Origin of the sequence: Bacillus sp. N12A5 (genome assembly GCF_026790125.1) — a bacterium.
Taxonomy (GTDB): domain Bacteria; phylum Bacillota; class Bacilli; order Bacillales; family Bacillaceae; genus Bacillus.
In genome coordinates, this window is record NZ_JALAMR010000008.1 from 25,721 (window position 1) to 40,351 (window position 14,631).

The following is a 14,631-nucleotide window of genomic DNA, read 5'->3' on the forward strand; positions in this document are numbered from 1 at the left end:
AAAAACGCAGATTGAAAAGTTATTCGATAATTCTTATCGGAAAGGTATGTTATAATGGATTTACATTTTTAAAAAAGGGAGAGTGCCATTATGCCTTCAGTAGAAAGTTTTGAGCTTGACCATAATGCGGTTGTTGCTCCATACGTAAGACACTGCGGTGTGCACAAAGTAGGAACAGACGGCGTTGTTAATAAATTTGATATTCGTTTTTGCCAGCCGAATAAACAGGCGATGAAGCCTGATACCATTCATACACTTGAGCATTTGCTCGCGTTTACGATTCGCACTCACGCTGAGAAATATGATCATTTTGATATCATTGATATTTCTCCAATGGGCTGCCAAACCGGCTATTATCTTGTTGTGAGCGGAGAGCCGACACCAGCGGAAATCGTTGATCTGCTTGAAGATACAATGAAGGAAGCGGTAGACATTACGGAAATTCCGGCTGCAAATGAAAAGCAGTGCGGCCAGGCAAAGCTTCATGATCTGGAAGGCGCTAAACGTTTAATGCGTTTCTGGCTGTCACAGGATAAAGAAGAATTGTTAAAAGTATTTGGCTAAACAGAAAGTGACCTTTTTGCGGATAAGCAAAAAGGTCTTTTTTGTGACGTCTCCTATTTTCTGTACCATTTGCTGTAAGCGTTTGCTACTATTTAGGTAAACGATGAAAGGGTGATGGCATGAAAAAAATGTTGCTTGTTCTGCTTTTTTCTGCTTTTTTGCTTAGCGGGTGCGGATCTGGCGAAAACAAAGCAAACACAGCTGAGGCGCCAGAAGTATTGGATGTTAAACTGACCGGTCCTGAAAAAGTAAATCCCGGAGAAAGTGCCGTTTATGAAGCAGCGGTATCTTATGGTGACGAAGCGGTGACGGATGCCGATGAAGTGGAGTTTGAAGTGTGGAAAGAAGGAGAAAAAGAAGATAGCCACATGTATAAAGCGAAACAAGAAAAAGGTGTATATCAATTGAAAACAACGTTTAAGGAAGATGGTGTATACACTGTCCAATCCCATGTCACAGCAAAAAAACAGCATAGCATGCCGACGTTAAAAGTCCAAGTCGGAGACGCCGATGCTGCCAGTGCCCAGTCTGAAGACGAGCATTCACACAATCATTGACGTTTTGTATCAGAGCGAGTTTCTTGCGGTGGATCAATGGTGTGCTTTACATTGTAGGCTTTCACAGTCGTCCAAATGGTTACAAGCAATACAGCCAGCACAATCAAAATACTTACTGTAATGAGAAGCGTCATGACATTCCACCTCCCGTTTTTTAACAATTGTAGCATAATAAAAGAAATCGTGACAGATAAGGGTAAAAAAGAGGTTTTAACGAACGATATAAGGGGTATACATAGTCATATAACAAGGAGGAAGATAAACATGTCAGAACAATTGATTCAAGCGGTAAACAAACAAGTAGCGAACTGGACAGTCATGTATGTGAAATTACATAACTATCACTGGTATGTGAAAGGGAAAGATTTTTTCACTCTTCATGAAAAGTTTGAGGAACTGTATAACGAAACGGCAACTTATATTGATGACTTAGCAGAACGTCTTTTGGCGCTGAATGGAAAACCGATTGCGACAATGAAGGAATCCTTGGAAACGGCTTCTGTCAAAGAAGCGGAAGGAAATGAAACGGCTGAGCAAATGGTTCAGAGCGTATATGATGATTTCACAGTCATCGCGGAAGAGCTCAAAAACGGCATGGATTTAGCTGACGAAGTCGGAGACGAAACAACAGGGGACATGCTTCTTGCGATCCATCAAAATATTGAAAAACACAATTGGATGCTGAAAGCTTACCTCGGATAAATCCAAAAAAGATAAGCCGGATGTCTTATAAAAGACATCCGGCTTTTGATTTTGTAACGAAAAAAATAGGCGACAACTAGTCCATTTTTCTGAAAAATCCAATCCGTTCGGCTTGTTTTCCATAGAATAATGTAAGGCCGTTTCTGTGAAAGGATGTTGGTATAAATGGATAGAGACTTTGGCATCTTTTCGTTTTTCGCAGTCAGCGTTTCAGCAGCGGGGTTTTTCTTCGGAGGTTTTCAGTATTCATTCCTGATTTTGCTCTCTCTTATGGCCATTGAATTTATCAGTACGACCTTGAAGGAAACGATTATTCACAAGCTGGCATTTAAAAAGGTATTTACCCGGCTTGTCAAAAAATTAGTCACGCTGGCTCTGATCTCTGTATGCCACTTTTTTGATCAGCTGCTGAATACACAGGGGTCAATGCGTGACTTGGCAATTATGTTTTATATTCTTTATGAATCTGTGCAAATTGTAGTGACAGCCAGCTCTCTTGGCATACCGGTTCCTCAGATGCTCGTCGATCTTTTAGAAACGTTAAAAAATAAATTCAAGCGCAAACCGTAACTTTTACCTGTTCGCGGGTCATAATAAAGCCCAGGCGCCAGTCGCACATTCTGGCAAAAGGCACGGCAAAAAACTGTACGAGCTGGTCTTGTATGCTTTGACCCTGATGGCGTGCTGGGTTTCCCTTATTTTTTGATAAAAGGCTTCCGAAGAAACATAACTGTGGTATGATGTATGGAAGATAGCTAGGAACGGATTTGAGGGATAAACATGTACGAGTTTAAAGATTATTATCAGAATACTGTTCAGCTTTCCTTTGACGATCAGCCCTTCTCGGACAGCCCGAAGCATGTCTGGGTGATTTGCCGTTTTGGCGACAAATGGCTTTTAACAGAACATGAGGACAGAGGCTATGAGTTTCCAGGCGGAAAAGTAGAGCCGATGGAGTGCGCAGAAGAGGCAGCGCTCCGGGAAGTAAAGGAAGAGACGGGTGCGAGAGTGAAAAGCCTTAAGTACCTCGGACAGTATAAAGTTCTCGGGAAAGAAAAAGTGATTGTAAAAAATATATATTTTGCAGATATAGAAAAGCTCGAAAAGCAAGCGGATTACTTTGAAACGAAAGGCCCGGTTCTGTTTCAAGAGCTTCCGGAAAACCTTTCCCGCAATAAAAAATTCAGCTTTATTATGAAGGATTCCGTTCTTCCGATCAGTTTGAAAAAACTGAAAGAAGCTGGATGGATCGAATAAAAAACCCGGCATTTTTGCCGGGTTTTTTATGTCCTGCCCTTCGTCCATTTCTTTTCCAGGAGCTCTACGCCCTGATACATCAGAGTGGCGAATATGGCGATGATCAGCAGGCTTAAGAAGACGAGCGTAAAATTGAAGACTTGGAAACCATAAATAATCATATATCCTAATCCGACTTTAGAGACAAGGAATTCCCCTACAATGACGCCAACCCATGATAACCCGACATTTACTTTCAGTGTTGATATAATAGCGGGAGAGGAGGCCGGCAGAATCACTTCTTTAAAAATGACCCATTTCTTGGCGCCGAATGTTTTCATGACTTTTAAATAGTTTTCGTCAACCTCTTGGAAGGCGGTGTAGACGACGATGGTTGTGATAATGACGCTGATGATGGCTCCCATTGCAATAATGCTGATAAAACTCGGACCGAGCGCAACAATCAGGATTGGGCCCAGCGCCACTTTCGGCATTGCATTCAAAATAACGAGATACGGATCTAAAATTCTGGCAAGCCGGTTAGACCACCATAACAAAGCAGCGAGGCACGTGCCCACAAACGTTCCAAGCAAAAAGCCAAGCACCGTTTCGAATAAAGTGACGCCGATATGTGACAGTAAAGACCCGTCACCGAGTTTCTCCAGCAATAAATGCCATACAGCTGACGGAGAGCTGAAGATCAGCGGATCAATCCAGCCGAGCCTGCTGGAGATTTCCCAACCCGAGAAGAAAAGAATGAATATGGCTAGCTGAAAAGAATGGACGTTCCATTTTTCCTTTTTCTGTTTTAATTGATATTGCTCGTGAAGCAGATCAATGGTTTCTTTGCTGTTTCTCAAGAGAATTCAGCTCCTTCCATATCGTCTGAAACAGCGTCTGGAAGGATGGCTCCTGGCGGGCATCAAAAGGCATCATCGCGGCCAATTCCTTAGGAATGGTAAAAATCTGATGGATGGTGCCCGGCTGATTTGAAAATAAATAGATTGTATCGCTCATCGCTATCGCTTCCCCTATATCATGTGTGACTAGCACTGCTGTTTTTTGATACTCCTTTAATGTGCGGAATACCAGGTTTTCCAATGCCAGCTTTGTCTGAAAATCAAGCGCGGAAAATGGCTCATCCAGCAAAAGCAGACTTGGATCTGGCGCAAGTGTTCTTGCAAGTGCGGCCCGCTGGCGCATTCCGCCTGACAGCTCTTTCGGATATTTTTTCTCCACATCTATGAGGCCGAACTCTGGCAATAGGCCGAGTGCAGCTGCCTTGCTTTCTTCCGTTAATGTGCCGGCGATTTTTAAACCGAGAAGCACATTTTCCTCGATAGATTTCCAGGGAAATAAGTAATCCTGCTGAAGCATGTAGCCAATGTTATGTTCTTTTTGATTCGGCTCACGGCCTTCAATCAGAACTCTGCCCTCCGATGGCTCAATCAGGCCGGCGATAATGGAAAGCAGTGTCGTTTTTCCGCAGCCGCTCGGGCCGAGAAATGAGATGAAATCACCTTTTGCTGCATCAAAATGAATATCCCGCACGGCCGTCGTTTTTTCTTTAACAGAAAAATAAGTATGGGTTACATGGTCGACATGTAAGAAAGACATAGATGGCGCCTCCTATTTTTCCGAGGTGACTTTTTCGGCAATATGTTTATTTACAAGCTGATTATATGGAATGTGCTTCGGCAGTTCTCCCGATTGATCCATAATGGTTTGGAGCAGCTCCCATTCTTTTTCGTTTAGCAGGGGATCTGGCGAATACGATTGCTGCTTTTTATAACGTTCGATGGATGTTTCGATCACTTCTGGGTCAGTATCATCAAATTCATCTTTAATGGCGTCTGTGATGTCCTTTGCCGAATGATTTTCCACCCACTGCTGCGCCTTATAAATGGCTTTTGTAAACTTGACGGCTGTATCTTCATGTTTCTTCAGATAGCTTTGTTTCGCCATAAAAGTCGTATAAGGAACCTGGCCGGATTCTTCTCCAAAAGAAGCTACGATATGTCCGATCCCTTTTTTCTCAAAGAGGGAAGCTTGCGGTTCAAAGAGCTGTACATACTCGCCGGTTCCAGATGCAAATGCATTGGCGATATTGGCGAAGTCTATGTTCTGGATCAGGTCAATATCCTTATGCGGATCAATTTTATGTTTGTTCAGCACATACTCGCCGACCATTTGCGGCATGCCGCCTTTTCTCTGGCCGAGAAACGTTTTCCCTTTCAGCTGATCCCAATCAAAGTGTTCAACATCTTCCCTTGCGACTAGAAATGTTCCGTCTGTCTGAGTCAGCTGAGCGAAGTTAATGACGGGGTCTTTGGCCCCTTGTGCTTCGACATAAATAGATGTTTCTGACCCGACAAGTGCGATGTCTGAGCCGTTTGAAAGAAGCGATGTCATCGTTTTGTCGCCGCCCCAGGTCGTATTTACATCCACATCAAGCCCTTCTTCCTTGAAAAATCCTTTAGACTCAGCAACATATAAAGGCGCGTAAAAAATCGAATGGGTCACTTCAGCTACTTTGACTTTGGTGAGCGTTTCTTCCTTCTTGCAACCTGTCAGGGCGATGATCAGAAATATACTGCAGACACAGGCGCAGCCCAGCCTTAACCATTTGTTCACATAGACAACCTCCTTATTTAGCATCAAGTTAATATCCTTTTTTGCTTTACATATCGTATGATGGGTATAAAAATGTGTGAATGCCTAATCAGGTTTCTCCGGATGCCATTTTGGAGAAAGGAAAACATATAGAGAAAGGAGGCGGCTGCTTTGATTGTTGAGAAAAGAAGATTTCCGTCGCCAAGTCAGCATGTGCGACTGTATACGATCTGCTATCTTTCAAATGGTTTACGGGTAAAGGGCCTTCTGGCTGAGCCGACGGCACCGGGACAATATGACGGATTTTTATATTTGCGCGGCGGAATTAAAAGCGTGGGCATGGTTCGGCCGGGCCGGATTATCCAGTTTGCATCCCAAGGATTTGTTGTGTTTGCTCCTTTTTACAGGGGGAATCAAGGGGGAGAGGGCAACGAGGATTTTGCGGGAGAAGACAGGGAGGATGCCTTTTCTGCATTTCGCCTGCTTCAGCAGCATCCAAATGTCAAGAAGGACAGAATCCATATTTTCGGGTTTTCCCGCGGCGGAATTATGGGAATGCTCACTGCGATTGAAATGGGGCAGCAGGCGGCTTCATTTGTTTCCTGGGGAGGCGTCAGTGATATGATCCTTACATATAAGGAGCGGGAGGATTTACGGCGAATGATGAAAAGAGTCATCGGCGGAACACCGAAAAAGGTGCCTGAGGAATACAAATGGAGAACACCATTTGACCAAATAAACAAAATTCAGGCCCCCGTGCTATTAATCCATGGAGAAAAAGACCAAAACGTTTCGATTCAGCATTCCTATTTATTTGAGGAGAAACTAAAACAGCTGCATAAGCCGGTAGAGACGTGGTACTACAGTAAATTCACACATTATTTTCCCCCGAAAGAAAACCGGCGTATCGTGCGGCAGCTCACACAATGGATGAGAAACCGCTGAAGGTGAAATATGTTATCATAAAGAAAAAAGAGAACGAAAGGGGATTTCACTTTGGGAATGCCTGTTGAATTTAATACACTGATTGTGACAAAAGGAAAAGAAGTTCGCATAGATGAAAATATATTCACGTTAGAAAAAGACGGATACCGAGTATATCCGATGGAGATCCCAATGGATGTGCGCAAAACAAAGTTCGGCGAAAAGTCGGGCACAGCTGAGGTGCAGAAGCTTCAATGGGAAGGCGGCCGGACCATCATTACGTACAAGCTGACTTCTTTGCATTCTGTCAATTAAAACAAGCCAAGAGCGTAATTGCTCTTGGCTTTTGCTTTTTAAACGAGAGGGCCGCCTGCCTGTGCAATGGCATCTGTATGTGCGAACTTTTTGAAATTCTCTTTGAATTCATTTGCGAGGTAGACAGCCTTTTCTCTGTATTCTTCCTTGTTGGTCCACGTGTTTTCAGGCTGAAGAATATGATCAGGAACGCCAGGAACGTGAAGTGGAATGTGAAGGCCGAAAATATCGTCAGTCATCATTTCTGCATCCTCTAATTTGCCTTCAATCGCTGCTTTGACCATCGCTCTAGTGTAAGAAAGCTTCATCCGTTCGCCTGTGCCGTAGCCGCCGCCGGTCCATCCGGTATTGACCAGGAAAACGTCTGCGCCGTGTTCATCGATCTTTTTGCCGAGCATTTCAGCATAGACGTGAGCTGGAAGCGGCAGGAATGGTGAGCCGAAGCATGTGGAGAACGTCGTTTCAGGAGATGTCACACCGCGTTCGGTTCCGGCAAGCTTGCTCGTATAGCCGCTCAAGAAATGGTACATCGCCTGCTCCTTCGTCAGTTTGCTGATCGGCGGCAGGACTCCGAAAGCGTCGGCCGTTAAAAAGACAATTGCTGAAGGATGGCCAGCCATGCTTGGGGTCACGATGTTGTCAATCATATGGATCGGGTAAGCTGCACGCGTGTTTTCAGTATAGAAAGAATCATCATAATTGGCTTCGCGTGTATCTTCATCAACCACAACATTTTCGAGAACCGACCCGAAGCGGATCGCGTTAAAAATCTGAGGCTCCTTTTCTTCGCTTAAATGAATGCACTTGGCGTAGCATCCGCCTTCGATATTAAAGACACCTGTGTCAGACCAGCCGTGTTCATCGTCACCGATCAGTTTGCGGTCAGCGTCTGCTGACAGGGTGGTCTTGCCTGTTCCGGACAACCCGAAGAAAAGAGCGACATCGCCTTCTTCACCGACATTGGCGGAGCAATGCATAGATAAAATATCTCTTTCAGGGAGCAGGAAATTCATAATGGAGAAAATGGATTTCTTCATTTCGCCGGCATACTCTGTTCCGCCGATTAAAATCGTCCGCTTTTCAAAAGAGACAATAATAAAGGTTTCGGTATGTGTGCCATCTGTTTTTGGATCTGCTTTGAAATGCGGAGCAGAAAGAATGGTAAATGGCTGTTCAACAGTTTTCTTATCGTTGCCTTCCGGGCGGATAAACAGCTGTCTGGCGAATAAATTGTGCCATGCGAACTCATTCACGACGGTGATTGGCAGCCTGTATTTTTCATCTGCTCCGGCAAATCCTTCGAAAACAAACAGCTCATCCCGCTGTTTCAGGTAGCTGACGACTTTGGTGTACAGCCTGTCAAACGCTTCTTCTGAAATCGGCTGGTTCACCGTTCCCCAATCGATCTTATTTTTCGTGCTTTCTTCCTCTACGATGAATTTGTCTTTAGGTGAACGCCCTGTGTAAGCACCTGTAGTCGCCCGAACGGCACCCGTAGATGTTAAAATGCCTTCGTTCCGGGAGAGTACTTTTTCTGTAAGCTGTGCTGCTGATAAATTATGACGCACATTTGGACTTGTTAATAAGGCTTGTAAATCAGCGGTCAAATCAACTGAGTTCATATGAAACCTTCCTTTATCGTTTTTTGTGTTTTGCTAATTGTGAATTAGTATAACATATATTTTCAAATAGTCTATACTATTTATCATTTTTTGTGTGTGCGTTTTCCAATGTTTTCCCTCGATATAGGTGCCTATTTCTTTTGAATCATATTGACATTGCAAACCCTTTTACGATAAGATATTTCATTGAGCGGATACTCTTATCCCGAGCTGGCGGAGGGACAGGCCCTATGAAGCCCAGCAACCGGTTTCTCTGTGATTTATTATGTTCAACTATGTGAGACAACCAAGGTGCTAACCTGTTGCAAGGTTGTATGATTCCTTGAGCGATAAGAGTGAAAGGCACAAAGACCAAACCCTTTCCTCGATGGAAAAGGTTTTTTTATTTCATAAATATGCCAATTAACATTCTCTAATATAAAGTTACATTGTATAAGAGGGAGCGAGTTCCGTATCATATATACAAGGTCTTTCGGGAGGCCTTGTGCAGGAGGAAGCAAATCATGAGTAAAAATCGTCGTTTATTTACATCAGAATCTGTTACGGAGGGGCATCCGGATAAAATCTGTGACCAGATTTCTGACAGCATTTTAGATGAAATTTTAAAGAAAGACCCTAACGCGCGTGTTGCTTGTGAAACGTCTGTGACAACAGGTTTGGTTCTTGTCAGCGGAGAGATCACAACATCTACGTATGTTGACATTCCGAAAACGGTTCGCCAAACCATTAAAGAAATCGGATACACACGTGCAAAATACGGATTTGATGCGGAAACTTGTGCAGTTTTAACATCAATTGATGAGCAGTCTGCTGATATCGCGATGGGTGTAGACCAAGCGCTTGAAGCCCGTGAAGGCACAATGAGTGACGAAGAAATAGAAGCGATTGGTGCGGGTGACCAAGGATTAATGTTCGGTTATGCGTGCAACGAAACGAAAGAGCTTATGCCTCTTCCAATTTCACTTGCCCATAAATTAGCCCGCCGCCTGAGTGAAGTCCGTAAAGAAGATATTCTTCCGTACCTTCGCCCTGACGGCAAAACACAGGTAACGGTTGAGTACGATGAAAATAACAAACCAGTCCGCATTGACGCGATTGTAATTTCAACTCAGCATCATCCTGAAATTACGCTTGAGCAAATTCAGCGCAACATTAAAGAACATGTAATCAATCCGGTTGTTCCTGAAGAGCTGATTGATGAAGAAACAAAATATTTCATCAACCCTACAGGACGTTTCGTAATCGGAGGCCCTCAAGGGGATGCGGGACTTACAGGACGCAAAATCATCGTTGATACGTACGGCGGCTATGCACGCCACGGCGGAGGCGCGTTCTCAGGTAAGGACGCGACGAAGGTAGACCGTTCTGCAGCTTATGCGGCAAGATACGTTGCGAAAAACATCGTTGCGGCTGAGCTTGCTGATTCTTGCGAAGTACAGCTTGCTTACGCGATCGGTGTTGCACAGCCTGTGTCAATCTCAATCAACACATTCGGTTCCGGAAAAGCTTCTGAGGAAAAACTGATTGAAGTTGTTCGCAATAACTTTGATTTACGACCTGCCGGCATTATCAAAATGCTTGATTTGCGCCGTCCGATCTACAAACAAACTGCTGCGTACGGCCACTTTGGACGTCACGATGTTGACCTTCCTTGGGAGCGCACAGACAAAGCGGAGCAGCTGCGTAAAGAAGCGTTAGGAGAATAATTTTATAGCCGCTTACTGGTTAAGCGGCTTTCCCTTTTTTACGTTGTATTCATGTTTATTTTTTTACATAACCGTGAAACCAAATACTATTCACAGCGTCTATAAATAGGGGTTCAATGATGACAATTTTAATTATGGAGGCAATACTATGTGTGGATTTGTCGGGGTTTTTAACAAGCATCCGTTAGCTCAAACCGCTGATCAAGAAGAACTAATCAAACAAATGAACCAAATGATCGTTCACCGCGGTCCTGACAGTGATGGATATTACCATGATGAGCACGTCGGATTCGGATTCAGACGGCTCAGCATTATTGATGTAGAAAATGGCGGACAGCCTTTATCATATGAAGATGAAGCATATTGGATTATCTTTAACGGAGAAATCTATAACTATATTGAACTGAGAGAAGAACTTGAAGCTAAGGGGTATACTTTCAACACGGATTCGGACACAGAGGTTCTTCTTGCGACTTACCGTCACTATAAAGAAGAAGCGGCGTCCAAATTGCGCGGTATGTTTGCCTTTCTGATTTGGAATAAAAACGATCATGTGCTTTATGGAGCAAGAGATCCATTTGGCATCAAACCGTTGTACTACACAACAATCAATGATCAGGTTTATTTTGCCTCAGAGAGAAAAAGTTTAATGGTTGCTCAAAATGAGATTGAAATAGATAAAGAGGCACTGCAGCAATACATGTCCTTCCAATTTGTTCCTGAACCAAGCACGCTTGATGCCAATGTGAAAAAAGTAGAGCCGGGTTCACAGTTTACAATCCGCCCGGACGGTAATATCACATTTAAAACGTATTTCAAAGCGAACTTCAAGCCTGTGCAGACTGAAGAAGATAAGCTTGTGAAAGAAGTCAGAGACGCGATTTATGACTCTGTAAACGTTCATATGAGAAGTGACGTTCCTGTCGGTTCATTCCTGTCTGGCGGAATTGATTCTTCCTTTATTGTATCCGTTGCGAAAGAATTTCATCCAAACTTAAAAACTTTCTCTGTCGGATTCGAGCAGCAGGGCTTCAGTGAAGTCGATGTAGCGAAAGAAACTGCGGCGGCGCTGGGCATTGAAAATATCAGCAAAGTCATTTCGCCTGAGGAATACATGAATGAGCTTCCAAAGATTGTATGGCATTTTGATGATCCGCTTGCTGATCCGGCTGCGATTCCGTTGTATTTTGTTGCAAAAGAAGCGAAAAAACATGTAACGGTTGCTTTATCAGGTGAAGGTGCGGACGAGCTCTTCGGCGGATATAACATTTACCGTGAACCGCTTTCGCTTAAACCGTTTGAGCGCATTCCGTCCGGCCTGAAAAAGATGCTTCTGCACGTTGCGGCCGTTATGCCTGAAGGAATGAGAGGAAAGAGCCTGCTTGAGCGCGGCTGCACGCCGCTTCAGGATCGTTACATCGGTAACGCAAAAATCTTTGAAGAGCCTGTCAAAAAACAGCTGCTGAAGCATTATAATCCGAACCTTTCATATCGCGATGTGACGAAGACTTACTTCACAGAGAGCAGCTCATACAGCGATATCAACAAAATGCAGTATGTCGATATCCACACTTGGATGCGCGGCGACATTTTGTTAAAAGCGGATAAAATGACGATGGCGAATTCCTTGGAACTGCGTGTGCCGTTCTTGGATAAAGTGGTATTTGACGTTGCTTCAAAGATTCCTGATGAGCTCAAAACGAAGAACGGCACGACAAAGTACCTTCTTCGCAAAGCAGCTGAAGGAATTGTGCCTGAGCACGTATTAAACCGCAAAAAGCTTGGTTTCCCTGTACCGATCCGTCATTGGCTGAAAAACGAAATGAACGCATGGGTGCGGAACATTATTCAGGAAAGCCAAACAGATGCTTATATCCACAAGGATTATGTCCTTCAGCTTCTTGAAGACCACTGTGCAGACAAGGCCGATAACAGCCGTAAAATCTGGACAGTACTGATCTTTATGATCTGGCACAGCATCAATATTGAAAAACGGTATATGCCTGAAGAGCTGAGCCATCAGCCTAAAGAAGTCATCTTTGTATAACAGACAAGGCTTTCGATTCGTCGAAAGCCTTGTTATTATCCCTTTATTTCTCCAGCATCATTGATGACCCAATCCACACGAAAGATTCAGAAAAATGTTTTATTGATAATTTTTTCTAGGGGAGAAGAAAGCATGCAAAAACAAAAACAAGAGCTGCACCGCGGACTTGAGCAAAGGCATATTTCTTTAATGTCATTAGGAGCTGCAATAGGAGTAGGATTGTTCCTTGGTTCCGCATCAGCTATTCAATTAGCAGGGCCGGGAATTTTGGCAGCGTATGCCGCAAGCGGCCTGATCATGTTTTTTATTATGAGAGCACTTGGGGAAATGGCTATTCAAAAGCCGGTCGCTGGCTCCTTCAGCAGGTATGCGCGTGATTATTTGGGACCGCTTGCAGGCTATCTCACAGGATGGAACTACTGGTTTTTATGGGTTGTCACCTGTATGGCTGAAATCACTGCTGTCGGTATTTATATGGGGTACTGGTTTCCGGACGTGCCGAACTGGATTTGGGCATTATCCGCGCTGATCATCATGACGGGTGTTAATTTCTTGGCTGTTAAAGCTTACGGAGAGCTGGAATTCTGGTTCGCTTTGATTAAGATTGTTGCAATCTTATCTATGATTGCTGTCGGGTTGTTGATGATTATTGCAGGGGTCGGCAATGGAGGCATTGCAACCGGAATCAGCAATTTGTGGAACAACGGAGGATTTTTCCCACATGGAATAAAAGGAGTTTTATTGTCACTCCAAATGGTGATGTTCGCTTATTTAGGGATCGAAATGATCGGAGTGACGGCTGGTGAAGTGAAAAACCCGCAAAAATCATTAGCCAAAGCAATTGATACAGTTTTTTGGCGTATTTTGATTTTTTATGTCGGTGCTTTATTTGTCATTATGTCTATTTATCCATGGCAGGAAATTGGCTCAAAGGGAAGCCCGTTTGTTCTCACATTTGAAAAAGTGGGCATTCCGTCGGCTGCCGGCATCATTAATTTTGTCGTCTTGACAGCCGCGCTGTCTTCCTGTAACAGCGGCATATTCAGCACAGGGCGCATGCTGTTTAACTTAGCGGAACAGGGTGAGGCGCCAAAACCTTACGGACAGCTGACAAAAGGCGGCATCCCGGGAAAAGCTGTTCTGGCTTCAGCGGGTGCTTTATTGGTTGGCGTGCTGTTAAACTATGTTGTACCTGCAAAGGTATTTACTTGGGTCACAAGCATTGCGACGTTCGGAGCGATTTGGACGTGGGCGATCATTTTGCTTTCTCAAATTAGCTACCGGAAAAGCTTGCAGCCGGAAGAAAAGAAACATTTAAAATACAAAATGCCTTTGTTTCCGTTTACGTCTTATGTATCATTGGCATTTTTGGCATTTGTCGTTATTCTTATGGCTTACAGTCCGGATACAAGAGTAGCCGTGATTGTCGGGCCGCTATGGTTTCTGATCTTACTTGCTGTGTATTATGGAAAAGGTTTTCATAAGAAAAATGCGTCTGCTGACAGCAAACGAAATATCAGCTGACAAAAAGAGCTCCTTGGGGGCTCTTTTTGTGTATGCACATAGAAAAATAGAGAACAGGAAAGAATAGGAATGTGTTTTTTGCATTGGCTGCTTTCAGTTGCGGATCATGTTTTTATGATAAGATAAAAGTCATACGTTTGATGTCACATGTGAACGTTTTATGGAGAATTTAAAACCCGAACTTTGATTAGGTCCGGGTAAACAATGGTTATTGCTTTCAAACATAATTTGAAAAATGGTAAAGTAAGACGAAGCTGGTCTTATGTTTGTTGAAGTGATTTATAGTATTGGCCCTTTGTTACATATTCCGACCGTATTCTTTGCATATCGTTTCGGTCTTCTTCGGTCAAAGGGCGGATGACTTTTGCAGGACGGCCAAAGGCGAGGTGGCCAGGCGGGATGATTTTTCCCGGCGGGACAAGACTCCCGGCACCAATAAAGGCACCTTCGCCAACTTCGGCTCCGTCTAAAATGATTGAGCCCATGCCGATTAAGGCGTTCTTTCGGATAATAGCGCTATGAAGTGTAACCTGATGCCCGATTGTGGCGTCATCTTCAATGAGAAGCGTCTGGTTCGGACTTTGATGGAGGCAGCTCAAATCTTGTATATTGACTCTGTTCCCGATTCTGGTCGGCGCGACATCTCCCCTTATGACAACAGAAAACCAAATGCTGGACTGTTCTCCGATCACGACGTCACCGGTAATTGTGGCATTATCAGCTACAAAGGCTGTTGGGTGAATATCTGGCTTATGTTCGTTATAAGGGTAGATCATAACATTCATCCTTCTTTCTCTATTTATTTAAAATGGTATGAGGTG

The 14,631-nt window shown here is 43.9% G+C and carries 16 protein-coding genes and 1 riboswitch; of the genes, 10 read left to right on the top strand and 6 right to left on the bottom strand.

What is annotated here, in order from left to right; all coding sequences use genetic code 11:
* Positions 1-90 precede the first annotated feature (90 nt).
* Complete coding sequence (locus tag MOC09_RS09510) at positions 91-564, top strand: S-ribosylhomocysteine lyase (RefSeq protein ID WP_268360290.1); 474 nt, start codon at positions 91-93, stop codon at positions 562-564.
* A 119-nt stretch (positions 565-683) separates the two neighbouring features.
* Positions 684-1,121 carry a FixH family protein gene (locus tag MOC09_RS09515; protein ID WP_268360289.1) on the top strand — a complete coding sequence of 146 codons (438 nt, stop codon included), beginning with the start codon at positions 684-686 and terminating at the stop codon, positions 1,119-1,121.
* Here the strand turns inward: MOC09_RS09515 and ytzI are convergent.
* Positions 1,115-1,255, bottom strand: coding sequence for a YtzI protein (gene ytzI / locus MOC09_RS09520; RefSeq protein WP_268360288.1), 141 nt, complete (start codon positions 1,253-1,255; stop codon positions 1,115-1,117). The genes MOC09_RS09515 and ytzI overlap by 7 nt on opposite strands.
* 130 nt (positions 1,256-1,385) lie before the next feature.
* Here ytzI and MOC09_RS09525 point away from each other — a divergent pair, with 130 nt between their 5' ends.
* From MOC09_RS09525 to ytkD, 3 genes are all read left to right on the top strand, one after another.
* Positions 1,386-1,823, top strand: coding sequence for a Dps family protein (locus MOC09_RS09525; RefSeq protein WP_003238042.1), 438 nt, complete (start codon positions 1,386-1,388; stop codon positions 1,821-1,823).
* A gap of 165 nt (positions 1,824-1,988) precedes the next feature.
* Positions 1,989-2,393, top strand: coding sequence for a phage holin family protein (locus MOC09_RS09530; RefSeq protein ID WP_268360286.1), 405 nt, complete (start codon positions 1,989-1,991; stop codon positions 2,391-2,393).
* A 210-nt stretch (positions 2,394-2,603) separates the two neighbouring features.
* Positions 2,604-3,080: an RNA deprotection pyrophosphohydrolase gene (gene ytkD / locus MOC09_RS09535; RefSeq protein WP_268360285.1), complete on the top strand. Its 477-nt coding sequence runs from the start codon at positions 2,604-2,606 to the stop codon at positions 3,078-3,080.
* A gap of 26 nt (positions 3,081-3,106) precedes the next feature.
* Here ytkD and MOC09_RS09540 read toward each other — a convergent pair whose 3' ends face one another.
* The 3 genes from MOC09_RS09540 to MOC09_RS09550 are packed head-to-tail and all read right to left on the bottom strand — an operon-like array spanning position 3,107 to position 5,693.
* Entirely contained in the window at positions 3,107-3,919 is an 813-nt protein-coding gene (locus tag MOC09_RS09540) for an ABC transporter permease (RefSeq protein ID WP_268370357.1), read from the bottom strand.
* A complete protein-coding gene (locus tag MOC09_RS09545; protein WP_268367249.1) occupies positions 3,894-4,676 on the bottom strand; it encodes an ABC transporter ATP-binding protein in 783 nt (260 codons plus the stop codon). Before MOC09_RS09545 ends, MOC09_RS09540 begins: the two co-directional genes overlap by 26 nt.
* Positions 4,677-4,688: 12 nt before the next feature.
* Positions 4,689-5,693 carry an ABC transporter substrate-binding protein gene (locus tag MOC09_RS09550; RefSeq protein WP_268367250.1) on the bottom strand — a complete coding sequence of 335 codons (1,005 nt, stop codon included), beginning with the start codon at positions 5,691-5,693 and terminating at the stop codon, positions 4,689-4,691.
* Between the two features lie 150 nt (positions 5,694-5,843).
* On the opposite strand from MOC09_RS09550, the gene MOC09_RS09555 reads away from it, so the two are divergent.
* Both MOC09_RS09555 and MOC09_RS09560 read left to right on the top strand, forming a co-directional pair.
* Positions 5,844-6,617, top strand: a complete 774-nt coding sequence (locus tag MOC09_RS09555) for a prolyl oligopeptidase family serine peptidase (protein WP_268367251.1) — start codon at positions 5,844-5,846, stop codon at positions 6,615-6,617.
* A gap of 51 nt (positions 6,618-6,668) precedes the next feature.
* On the top strand, positions 6,669-6,911 hold the full coding sequence (locus MOC09_RS09560) for a DUF2584 domain-containing protein (RefSeq protein WP_268289626.1): 243 nt from the start codon (positions 6,669-6,671) through the stop codon (positions 6,909-6,911).
* 38 nt (positions 6,912-6,949) lie between these two features.
* Here the strand turns inward: MOC09_RS09560 and pckA are convergent, their stop codons facing one another.
* Positions 6,950-8,533, bottom strand: a complete 1,584-nt coding sequence (gene pckA, locus MOC09_RS09565; RefSeq protein ID WP_268370358.1) for a phosphoenolpyruvate carboxykinase (ATP) — start codon at positions 8,531-8,533, stop codon at positions 6,950-6,952.
* Between the two features lie 197 nt (positions 8,534-8,730).
* Positions 8,731-8,869, top strand: a riboswitch (SAM riboswitch).
* 167 nt (positions 8,870-9,036) lie between these two features.
* Here pckA and metK point away from each other — a divergent pair.
* The 3 genes from metK (at position 9,037) to alaP (ending at position 13,810) form a co-directional block, all read left to right on the top strand.
* The gene (gene metK / locus MOC09_RS09570; RefSeq protein WP_003229102.1) at positions 9,037-10,239 is read left to right on the top strand and encodes a methionine adenosyltransferase; all 1,203 of its coding nucleotides are present in this window, start codon (positions 9,037-9,039) and stop codon (positions 10,237-10,239) included.
* 148 nt (positions 10,240-10,387) lie between these two features.
* Positions 10,388-12,286, top strand: coding sequence for an asparagine synthase (glutamine-hydrolyzing) (asnB, locus tag MOC09_RS09575; protein ID WP_268370359.1), 1,899 nt, complete (start codon positions 10,388-10,390; stop codon positions 12,284-12,286).
* A 132-nt stretch (positions 12,287-12,418) separates the two neighbouring features.
* The gene (alaP, locus tag MOC09_RS09580) at positions 12,419-13,810 is read left to right on the top strand and encodes an alanine permease AlaP (protein ID WP_268359904.1); all 1,392 of its coding nucleotides are present in this window, start codon (positions 12,419-12,421) and stop codon (positions 13,808-13,810) included.
* Positions 13,811-14,070: 260 nt separating this feature from the next.
* On the opposite strand, the gene MOC09_RS09585 is transcribed toward alaP, so the two are convergent.
* Positions 14,071-14,586: a gamma carbonic anhydrase family protein gene (locus MOC09_RS09585; RefSeq protein ID WP_268370360.1), complete on the bottom strand. Its 516-nt coding sequence runs from the start codon at positions 14,584-14,586 to the stop codon at positions 14,071-14,073.
* Positions 14,587-14,631: the final 45 nt, after the last annotated feature.

Coding starts and splice junctions, on each gene's coding strand:
- asnB (WP_268370359.1), top strand. CDS start 10,388: ATGTGTGGATTTGTCGGGGTTTTTAACAAGCATCCGTTAGCTCAAACC.
- MOC09_RS09525 (WP_003238042.1), top strand. CDS start 1,386: ATGTCAGAACAATTGATTCAAGCGGTAAACAAACAAGTAGCGAACTGG.
- alaP (WP_268359904.1), top strand. CDS start 12,419: ATGCAAAAACAAAAACAAGAGCTGCACCGCGGACTTGAGCAAAGGCAT.
- MOC09_RS09545 (WP_268367249.1), bottom strand. CDS start 4,676: ATGTCTTTCTTACATGTCGACCATGTAACCCATACTTATTTTTCTGTT.
- pckA (WP_268370358.1), bottom strand. CDS start 8,533: ATGAACTCAGTTGATTTGACCGCTGATTTACAAGCCTTATTAACAAGT.
- MOC09_RS09530 (WP_268360286.1), top strand. CDS start 1,989: ATGGATAGAGACTTTGGCATCTTTTCGTTTTTCGCAGTCAGCGTTTCA.
- MOC09_RS09515 (WP_268360289.1), top strand. CDS start 684: ATGAAAAAAATGTTGCTTGTTCTGCTTTTTTCTGCTTTTTTGCTTAGC.
- metK (WP_003229102.1), top strand. CDS start 9,037: ATGAGTAAAAATCGTCGTTTATTTACATCAGAATCTGTTACGGAGGGG.
- MOC09_RS09585 (WP_268370360.1), bottom strand. CDS start 14,586: ATGATCTACCCTTATAACGAACATAAGCCAGATATTCACCCAACAGCC.
- ytzI (WP_268360288.1), bottom strand. CDS start 1,255: ATGACGCTTCTCATTACAGTAAGTATTTTGATTGTGCTGGCTGTATTG.
- ytkD (WP_268360285.1), top strand. CDS start 2,604: ATGTACGAGTTTAAAGATTATTATCAGAATACTGTTCAGCTTTCCTTT.
- MOC09_RS09510 (WP_268360290.1), top strand. CDS start 91: ATGCCTTCAGTAGAAAGTTTTGAGCTTGACCATAATGCGGTTGTTGCT.